Origin of the sequence: Lapillicoccus sp. (assembly GCF_046595215.1) — a bacterium.
Taxonomy (GTDB): domain Bacteria; phylum Actinomycetota; class Actinomycetes; order Actinomycetales; family Dermatophilaceae; genus Lapillicoccus.
In genome coordinates this window covers 1-8,891 of record NZ_JBKJPP010000168.1, presented here as the reverse complement: position 1 = coordinate 8,891, position 8,891 = coordinate 1, and the positions used below count along the sequence as shown (strand labels likewise).

Annotated in this window: 5 protein-coding genes and 1 pseudogene; 1 reads left to right on the top strand and 5 read right to left on the bottom strand. The window is 68.1% G+C overall.

Features of this window, described 5'->3' with window-relative positions; translation table 11 throughout:
• Window positions 1–165: 165 nt before the first annotated feature.
• Window positions 166–297, top strand: a pseudogene (locus ACLL9L_RS14860) (IS110 family transposase); the annotation flags it as partial.
• Window positions 298–1,526: 1,229 nt separating this feature from the next.
• On the opposite strand, the gene ACLL9L_RS14855 reads toward ACLL9L_RS14860, so the two are convergent.
• The 5 genes from ACLL9L_RS14855 to ACLL9L_RS14835 form a co-directional block, all read right to left on the bottom strand.
• The gene (locus tag ACLL9L_RS14855) at window positions 1,527–2,156 is read right to left on the bottom strand and encodes a Crp/Fnr family transcriptional regulator (RefSeq protein WP_411285436.1); all 630 of its coding nucleotides are present in this window, start codon (window positions 2,154–2,156) and stop codon (window positions 1,527–1,529) included.
• A gap of 451 nt (window positions 2,157–2,607) precedes the next feature.
• Entirely contained in the window at window positions 2,608–4,176 is a 1,569-nt protein-coding gene (locus ACLL9L_RS14850; RefSeq protein ID WP_411285435.1) for a peptide ligase PGM1-related protein, read from the bottom strand.
• A complete protein-coding gene (locus tag ACLL9L_RS14845; protein ID WP_411285434.1) occupies window positions 4,173–5,303 on the bottom strand; it encodes a response regulator in 1,131 nt (376 codons plus the stop codon). Before ACLL9L_RS14845 ends, ACLL9L_RS14850 begins: the two co-directional genes overlap by 4 nt.
• Window positions 5,304–5,308: 5 nt before the next feature.
• Entirely contained in the window at window positions 5,309–5,686 is a 378-nt protein-coding gene (locus tag ACLL9L_RS14840; protein ID WP_411285433.1) for a response regulator, read from the bottom strand.
• Window positions 5,686–8,316, bottom strand: coding sequence for a response regulator (locus tag ACLL9L_RS14835; RefSeq protein ID WP_411285432.1), 2,631 nt, complete (start codon window positions 8,314–8,316; stop codon window positions 5,686–5,688). The genes ACLL9L_RS14840 and ACLL9L_RS14835 overlap by 1 nt, the downstream gene beginning before the upstream one ends.
• Window positions 8,317–8,891: the final 575 nt, after the last annotated feature.

Sequence of the window (8,891 nt, the reverse complement as noted above, 5' to 3'; positions counted from 1 at the left end):
GGACCACGACGGGGAGCTGCGACTGACCTCGGTCGAGGGGGAGGGAACGACGGTGGTCCTGGAGCTGCCGTTGGACGCGCGGACGACCGCAGGGCCAGACTCCCTTGACTGACGGCGTGACTGACGGCGGGACTGACGGCGGGACTGACGGCGGGACTGACGGCGGGACTGACCCGCGGCTTGTTCGACCCACCCGAACCGATCCGGCACCTGCGTGATCTGACTCGGGCGCGGACCGCGATCACCCGTGAACGGGGCCGCGAGGTCCAGCGGCTGGAGAAACTGTTGAAAGATGCCGGGGCCCCAGGACGGCCCCGCTGACATGGTCGAACGCGGCGACCAGATGCGGGGCGACCGCGTTCGCGGTGCGGGCACCACGCACGGTCCTGCCATCGATTGCGATCACCCTCCGCCCAGCGACGACGTGCGTGCGGGTCTACACGAACGCCCCGATCACCCGTTCCAACAGGTCAGCATCAACACGCGCGAACGCGCGTCGGATCGTCGACTCGTCGGACGTCGCACACCCCCAGACTCCTCGCACATAGCCGTGCCAGTGCTGGCTCATGCTGGTCGGCGACCCACTCACCGATTGCGGCGAACGAGCGCGCACCGGCCAGGACCGCTGCTTAGCCCACGGCAAGGATCACCGGCAGCTGGTGGCGCACCCCGCGGCGAGCCTGAGGGTCAGGCACCGACCAGAGCAGAGCCAACAGCTCTGGCCGGCCCGGCAGTTGCGCCGGGGGCAGGGGTTGTGGGCCCAGACCGCATCGGCGGGTGTTGTCCGCGGCGTGGTGGTGAGCGTGAGAACTTCCATCCAAGCCCCAGTGGCCGTACCCGTCACTCACGCCACACCGCTCATCACCGCACAAAACCGCAGGTCACAGCCTCATTCGCCGACTTTGCCGAGGCCCTGGGTGGGGTGCCAGGCGCTATTAACGCGATCCCGGGTGACGGCGCTGCCAGCCGAGCAGCCGAGCGTGCGCTCCTTCTCGAAGTGGAAGATCGGCGGACGGCGGCCCGGACCCCGCCCTTGCCCGGGCGCTGCGCCATCGGGCCGGACGTGGGCGGGCACAGCACGCAGATCCTTCGACACGGACAGTTCAGCGACGATGCAGATCGCTGGGCGGAACGGTAGGCCATTCTCCCAAAGCTGGACGCCCAACCGTGCCGCAGTGGTGCCCCCGGTCGACTCGGTGTAGCCCTTAGCGTCCGTCACGGCGTGGGCATCGGCGAACCTAACCGCCAAGCCCGAAATCGGGGTCCGCGCGGACGACCCGAACTCGCAATGAATAGGTCATCAGTTCGATTCCGATCGGCGGCTCCACCAAGGCCCTCACCCTCCGGTCAGGGCGTGTCACAGGCCAAGGGCTGCCAGCCCTCCTCTGGACCTCAGCGATCAACTGCTCCAGAAGCACCGCTATCGACCCCTGAAGGCTCCGTGGCCATATTTTGGCGATTTGCCATCTGGCTCCACGTGCGTCACCGCCGCACGCCGCCCGTGTGCTTTAGGCCACCGCCGGAGGTCAGCCGACGACGGTGGGCACCGGTGACCGTCGTAACAGGGCTGCCCAGTTGAGGACCTCAACGTGGCCGCGGTGGAGGCTGACGACCCCGTCCCGCGCCAGAGCGCGGAGCACGCGGTTCGTGGTGGGCCGTGATGCCCCGGACAGCTCGGCGATCTCGTCCTGGGTCAGGGGGATGGTGACGTCGTGGGCCGCAGCCCCGTCGTCGTACTCCCCACAGAGATCGAGCAACCGGCGGACGACGCGTTGGTCCGCGGGGACGTAGAGCGCCTCGAGCAGGTGGGTTGACAGGCGTGCCACGCGCTGCGAGAGCAGGTCCACAAGCAGGCGCTGGACGTGGGGATGCGCGCGACACAGGTCGTCGAACTCGACGAATCGCAGGGTATGGGTGATGACCGGCTCGAGCGCGACGGCGGCCGAAGTCCGGCGCCGGTCGGCCGCGAGCATGGCCATCTCGCCGAAGGCCTCACCAGGTCCGAGCACGGCGAACATCGCGACGTGACCAGCTGGCGTAGAGCGGTGGACGGCCACACGGCCCTCGCTGATGAAGTGAATCGTGTCGGCGAGGTCGCCGTCATGAAAGAGCGTCTCCCTACGGGCGTAGCGATGGCGCTGCGTCGACGAAAGCAAAATCCGACGCTCCACCTCTGTCAGCGATTCGAGCAGCCGCCATGTCATGTCCCAGTGCAGCACGCGCAGTGAGGTCGGGCAACGCCGTTGAGCCGGTTCGCTGCACGACTGGGCATCGCTCACCTGGCTGTGTGGCGGGGTACACCCGCTGGGTGTCACGCGTGGCACAGACCGCCGGCGTCATTGCGACGACCGTGGGATCGGCCGGACGGGTACAGGCCGGCCCACAAACCAACGATTCGGAGGCACGTCATGAACACCGACCAGCGCCGTCACGTCGACCATGCGCACCACCACCCGCGCGTACGGCGGCTCGTCAAGGGCAGGTGGGTCTGGGAGTGCAGCTGCGGTGGTGCGTCGTGCCGGACGGGGTCCGGCCCATTCCCGTGGCGGCGAGCCGTCCTCGAGGCGCTCCTCCACGCGGATCTCATCGATCCGTGAGGGGAGAGTCTCAACCGAGAAGTGGCTGAGGCCGCAGGGCGAGGGCCGCATCGTCGAGGAGCCGTCTCTCTGCGTCCTCGTACAGCACCTGGGCCGCCTCGGGCGACTCGGCGATGGCGGTCATCCCCAACCGGCCGACCTCGGTGAGGCAGCTGATCATGTGGAAAACCACACCGGTCTGCCGGGACTGGTCGAAGTGCAGACCGGCGCGGGCGACGAGGTCGAAGAGGTCGTCGACCCGAAGCCCCCGCAGCAACGGGTCCTCGAGGTGGTCGGTGGCGACGAGGTGTCGTTCCTCCCCCCGAGGCGTGAGGAAGCGGGCACTGTCCGGCTCGTAGTGACCGTCCGTCAGGAACTGGAGTGTGAGGAAGGGGTGGGTTGTGCCACCCTTGCGGAGGTTGATCTCGATGGCGTGGGCTCGCCACGTTCCTCCGGTCCGGACCACCACGAAGTCGAGGGCGAAGCGGCCGAGGACACCACGGCCGGCGAGGACAGCGCCGACCTTCTTAGCCGCATCGGTGATGAGCCGCGCGTATGCCGGGTCCGCGGGAAACCGGCAGCCGAGATAGGACTGACCCGTCCGCCCACCGAGCACCTGGTCGTGGGTCGAGAGCAGCTCGACCTCACCGAGCGGCGTGACCTGCAGTTGCACGCTCGGGCTGCGCAGTTCGTCGCCGTCGATGCGCTCCTCAACGATGCCCTCCCGATGGGTCAGCTTGTCGAGGAAGACGTCGACGCTGATCCGGAGGTCCTCCAGGACCATTTTCCGGACCCGTCGGCCCAGCGCATCGGACTCACCGGGGCGGCCCGGGACGGGGAGCCCGACGAGGTCGATCACCGCGTTGCCCGAGCCGGAGACGCCCTCGTTGAGCTTGACCATCGCCGCGGTTGCCTGCGGTCTGCTGGCCCGAAGCTGGGCGAGAGCCGACACCAGGTCGTCGAAGGAACGGAGGTCCTCCGAGCCCGCAGGATGGGAGACCCCGGCCTCGGCGAAGACCTGCCGCGACCCGCTCTTGGTGCCCAGGTGGAACAGCCGGGCGTCCGCGGCATACATGGGGATTCCGAGCAAGACAGCGAGGTCACGTTCGAGAGGGGTGGTGTTGTAGGGCACGAGGTGCGAGAGCTGGGTGTCCGGGATGAGGTTGCGGATCTGGCCGAGCACCCGGGGACGGGCCAGGAGCTTCTCGGTGAGCGGGGTCCCAGACGAGTCACCGACCGCGACGAGGAGAAGGCGCGCCCGGGCATGACTGGGGATGACTCCGGGGAGGAGCGACAGGTAGTACTCGATGATCGAGGGGTTGATCGGCATGGAGGTCACGTAGATCATCTGAAGGCGGGGCTGGCGCAGGAGGAGCAGCATGAAGAGAAAGCGTTCCTCGAGGGCCTGGTTCATCGCGCCGGAGCCAGCAACGACCCGGTCGACTGACATCGAGGGCACGATGACGACCGACTCCTGCTGCTCGTTCTGGCGCATGGCACGCCAGACACGGGGCATGCGCGACTGCAGTTCGTCGAAGACGTCGTTGCGGGCCTGCTCGTCGAGGTCGGCCAAGGTCAGCGGGACAACGGGACGGGTCATGGGACCACCGTGCTCTCGATCAGGCCGACGATCTCGTGGGCGATCACCGGCTTACTGAAACCCCGTAGGGGGAGAGATCCCACGGGCCGGCTGACGGCGACGCCGTCAGCACCCGCAAGGACGCGTTGGGTGACGAGGATCTGTCCGGCGGTCGCATACGAGGAGAGCCGGGCCGAGAGGTTCGTGACTGTGCCGATCGCGGCATAGTCGTAGCGGCCCTCGAAACCGATCCGACCGAGTGTTGCGAACCCGCGTGCGATCCCCACCCCGAACCCGAGCTCGTAATCGTGCCGTCGCCATCCCTCGGCGAGCCGCGTGACGCTGGTGCGCATGTCGACGGCCATCCGAACCGCCCGCGCCGGGGCGTCGGGGCATGGAACGGGGTCGTTGAAGAATACGAGGAGGCCGTCGCCCGCGAAATGCTCCAGCGTCCCCTCGTACAGGAAGACGAGGTCTCCCAACGCCTGGTGGTACTCGCCGAGCACCGACATGACCTCTTCAGGGTCGGACGTCTCGGCGAACGACGTGAAGCCGCGGAGGTCGCAGTAGACCGCGATGATCTCCCGCCGGTGGCTCGTGAGGAAGGACTCGTCGCCGGTGTCGAGGATGAGCCGGGTGATCTGCGGCGAGAGAAACCTCCGGAGACGTCCGAAGCGGTCGAGTCGCTCGACCTGGGCGCTGACGCGGGACTCGAGCTCGCGGTTCCACGCCGCGAGCTCGGCGGCCTGTGCGATGACGGTGTCCTGGTAGCGCTTGACCCTGACGAGCGACCGGACGCGGGCCAGCAGCTCGGCCTGGTCGAGTGGCTTGTTGATGAAGTCGTCAGCGCCGGCCTCCGTCGCGCGGACCTTCTCCGCCGATCCGCTGGCGGTGACCATGACCACGGGGAGGAAGGCCGTCGCGGGAGTGGCGCGGATCCGGCGACAGGTCTCGTAGCCGTCGATGCCGGGCATGAGCACATCGAGCAGGATGAGGTCCGGCGTGCGTTCCGCGAGGAGGCCCAGGGCTTCCTCCCCCGAGGACGCCTCAAGGAGGACGTACCCGCGAGGGGAGAGGATCGCATCCATGAGCTTGCGGTTCTGCGCCAGGTCGTCGACGACGAGGATGACTGCGGGCTCGGTGTCCATCCGGCTCACCCTTCGGCCTGAAGGTGCCGCCGCACCTGCGCGGGGAAGTCGCGGACGCTGATCGGCTTCTCGAGGAAGCCGTCGAAGCCAGCAGCGAGGGCGTGGTCGCGATCTGAGGCCATCGCTGACGCGGTCACAGCAACGACGGGAATGCTCGACGTGAGGTCGTCCCCCCGCAGCAGCGCGAGTGCGGTGTGCCCGTCGATCCCCGGGAGGTGGAGGTCCATGAGGATGACGTCGGGCTGGCGGCGGTGGGCCTCGGCGACCGCTGCCTCGCCGCTCATGGCGACCCGCACCGTAAAACCTGCGAACTCCAGGACGTCCCTGGCGAGCTTGAGGTTCTTGTCGTTGTCCTCGACGATGAGAACCTCCGGTGGCGTCATCACCCCCCCTCCTGTTCCGGGACGCGGCGGGCCACCCGGGCGAGCCGTTGGGAGAGGACGCGGAGGCTGACGTCGGACTTCGAGGCCACGAAGGTGATGCGCCCCTCGAGCCGTTGCCTGTCCTCGGGGGTGAGGGACTTGGCGGTGAGGACGACGACCGGGACCTGCGCCGTGCGTGGGTCCTGGGACAGGGCGTCGATCACGGCGAAACCGTCCGTCTCGGGCATGAGGAGATCCACCAGCACGACGGACGGGACCACTGCGGCCACCATCGTGGCCGCGTCCGTCCCCCGCCCGCAGCCGTACACCTCCCAGCCGAGGGGTTCCAAGGTCGCCCGGATCAGCTCCAACACGTCCGGGTCGTCATCGATGACGACGATGCTCGTGCCCGACTCCTGCTCGGTTGCGGCGGCAACCACGCGCCGGACCGAGGCGACGAGGTCCTCTCTCGCCACCGGCTTGACGAGGTAGTCGGCAGCGCCGAGCGCAAACCCCCGACCGCGCTCCGGAAGCACCGATACGACGACGACCGGGGTGCCGGCGATCGCGGCGTCCTGCTTCAGCGCGTGGAGGACATCCCAGCCGTCCATGCCGGGAAGCTTGATGTCGAGGATGAGGGCAACGGGTCTCAACGCCCGCACGGCCTCCAGACCCTCCTCACCGTCCCTCACCGTGACAGGGCGCAGCCCCGCGGCGGTTAAGTGGAGGCCGAGGAGCTCGGCCGACCGTTCGTCGTCCTCGATGACGACGACGGGAGGTCGGTCGTCCATGACGGTCGAGGTCCGCCAGTCCCCAGTGGCTGCCGGTATGCCGGGTGCCTGGGGCAAACTGAAGGCGAAGGTGCTTCCCTCTCCCGGCGTGCTGGTCACCCAGATCCGGCCGCCGTGGAGCTCGACGATGCGCTTGGTGACGGTCAGGCCGAGCCCGGTCCCTTCCTCGCTCGAGGCGAACCGGCCGCCCTGCTGGAAGGAGTCAAAGATGCGTTCCTGGTCGGAGGGGGCGATCCCCGCACCGTTGTCCCTGACCGCCACGAGGAGGTCCCTGGAGTCGTGTCGCGCCGTGACGGCCACCGCACCCCCGTCCGCGGTGAACTTGACCGCGTTGCTGAGCAGGTTGAGCAGAACCTGCTTGAAGCGCAGCTCGTCAGCGGTGATCCGGTCGAGCCCCCGAGCCACCTCCAGGGTGAGCGAGATCGCGTGCTGAGCCGCCCGCTCTCGCACGAGCGAGAGGACGTGTTGAAGCGCCGGACCCACCGGGAAGGTCGTTATCTCGAGCTCCATCTGACCCGCCTCGACCTTCGAGAGGTCGAGGACGTCGTTGAGCAGCGCGAGCAGGTGGCGTCCGGCGTCGCGGATGTCTCTGAGGTAGTCCTCCTGCCGCTCGTTGAGCTCTCCGAACATCCCCTCGAGCAGCACCTCCGAGAACCCGATGACGGCGTTGAGGGGGGTCCGCAGCTCGTGCGACATGCTGGCGAGGAACTCCGACTTGTGCTGGCTGGCGATGGCGAGCTCTACGCTCTGCTGCTCGAGCTGCTGGTAGAGCCGGGCGTTGGTCAGGGCGACCGCAGACTGGCTGGCGAACGCCGACAGGAGCTCGCACGTCTCGTCACTGAACGATCCGGTGCGCCGTCGTCGGATGACGAGGGCGCCCACCACGCGGTCGGGTCGTTGCAGCGGAATCACCGTGACTGAGCGCCACCCGTCGTCGAAGAGCACGGTGAGGTGTGGGTCAAGGTCGACCTGGCCCAGGTCCGGGACCTGGAGGGTGGTGCGGGCGGACGCGGCGCGGCCCACCAAGGTCTCGTCGGCGTGGATCCGGATGTTGCGCAAGGCATCGAGGACACTCTCGCTCGTGCCGTAGGCGGTCCGCACACGGAAGAGCCGCGTGCTCTCGTCATACTCCATCAGCGACCCGCCGTCGGCCTCGGACAGCTGGACGGCATGACTGACGATCGTCGACAGGACCGCGTCCGGATCCAGCGTGGAGCCGATGACCTTGCCGATCTCCGCAAGCGCCTCCAGCTGGTCCACCTTCCGGGCCAGCTCGACGGATCTGATCTCCAAGGCGGTGAAGAGCTCGACGTTGCGGACGGCGAGCGCCGCTTGGTTGGCGAACGTCGCGAGCACGGACGCGACCCGGTCCTCGAAGGGCTCCACCTCCGTCCTCCACACCGACAGGACACCGACCACCTCGTCGCCGATGACCATCGGGGCCCCCATGATCGAGCGGTAGCCGCCGAGTCGCTGAAAGTCCGCGCGTCCGTACTCGGGGTCGGCGAGGACATCGGTGATGTGCTGGGTGGACCGGTCGAGGGCTACCCGACCCGCCAGCGTGGCTCGATCGAGGGCCGTCGGGTGGCCGGCGGCGAAGGCCACGTACTCGCTCGTCAGGCCCACTGCCCTGCCCAGCCGCAGCTCGTGTCCCCTGAGGATGTGGATCTGGGCGACATCAGCCCGGCACAGCCTTCGGGCGTTGGTCACGACGGCCTCGAAGACCTCCTCCTGCGAGGACGAGGCGGCGGCCAGGACCGACAGGATCTCGCCGGTCGCAGCCAGCTGCTCCCGGGTCTCGGCCAGCGCGACATCGGGCAGCAGTCGCCTGTCCCCTCCCACCGCGTCAGATGTGACCACCCGAGCCTCCATGAACCTGAGGAGGTACTGGACTGCAGTTGTGCACGTCCAGTGTGCAGTCTCCTCCCTCAACGCGCCGGTTGCCTATGGCTTCGACCGCAGGCTTTCCTGTGGCCGATTGGTCCGGCCCAGCGCTCAGGGCGCCGTCATGACGGTGCCCTGAGCGCTGAGGATCATCGTGATCACGCCGTGACCCCCGTTCTCCCTCATCGAAAACTCAATGTCGACACCACTCAGACCTGATCCACCGCGGGTGACGTCGGGGGCCGCCGCTGACGATTTCTGCTGATGATTTTCGTCGTTCGGTGTGAGGTTGTGGGGGATCGGCCGGTGCGTCCGGCTCATCCCCCACTACGCGTGCCAGACGACTTCACCAGAGGCGGCCACGTCGCTGTAATCCCGTAGGGCGATCGCACGCCGACCGACCCTCAGAAAACGAAGCCGTGATTCGCCAGGGGGGTCAACCGTCCGTCAGCAACATGTTGTCGATGGTGGCCGTCGCCGACGACCCGGCGGCGCCGCTCCATACGATCCCCAGGGCGCCCTTGACGGCGAGCTCGCTGAGCCCGGTCCAG